Below are 826 nucleotides of genomic sequence, written 5' to 3' on the forward strand. Positions count from 1 at the left end.
AATACCGCGCGTCGGGTTGGCCGGCGCGTCGGCGGGCGCCGGCACGTGCAGCGCACCAAGGAACCCGGCGAGGACCTCAGCCGCATCGACACGAGTGACCGGCGCATGATCGGCCGGCTCCCCCTCCACCCAGCGCACGATCGTCCACGTGTGCTCGAACAGGCCCGACGGTGTGCCAAAACGCACCGGAGTCGGCGTAGGCAGCGGCAACCGGCCCGCCAACACCGGCAACCACCTCTGCTCAACGCGCAGCAAAGCAGGCGCACGCTCGGTACGCGGCAACCGCACCGCCAACTCCTCCCCAAACGCCATTGCTGGTTATCCCAACCCCCCTCCACATCTCGGAGCTCAAGGCCCGCCAGATCCGGATGCTGATCCCGCAGCAACGCCCGCACCAGGCCCTGCCCGAACCTGACCTCGCCCATCAACAAGCCTCCGATCGCTGCCGACAAGCGACTCACTGCCGACAGTCCGGTGGACAGCTACACCATCAAGCTACGGATGCGCTCGAGGTTCGCCTCGATCGGCTCCATCGCGTCCACCGTCAGGTGGGGCACGGTCAGCGGTGACGATTCCGCCCGCGACCGTTGAACGTGAGCCCAGTCGACCTCATGCCAGCCCGGGATGTTCCGCTGTCGTCCTTCGACTCGGCGGCGGTGCTCGGCCTCGTCGCTACAGACACATTCGACTACGTGAAGCCGGATCCCGTACTTGTCGGCCACCCTTTGCCATCTCAGCGCAACGGAGTCGTCGATCCGGCAGTCGACCACCGCACCCTGGTCGAGCATCAGCTGCCGCGTCATCAACGACTCGAGCATGCTGTGGT

The 826-nt window shown here is 66.6% G+C and carries 1 protein-coding gene and 1 pseudogene; both read right to left on the minus strand.

Going from position 1 to position 826, the window contains the following annotated elements; genetic code table 11:
• The coding region (locus AZG88_RS36040) for a phosphotransferase (RefSeq protein ID WP_231914307.1) at nt 1-312 on the minus strand (312 nt) is incomplete at its 3' end.
• Between the two features lie 170 nt (nt 313-482).
• A pseudogene (locus AZG88_RS36045) lies at nt 483-826 on the minus strand (hypothetical protein); the annotation flags it as partial.

Source organism: Rhodococcus sp. LB1 (genome assembly GCF_001583455.1).
Taxonomy (GTDB): Bacteria; Actinomycetota; Actinomycetes; order Mycobacteriales; family Mycobacteriaceae; genus Rhodococcus_F; species Rhodococcus_F opacus.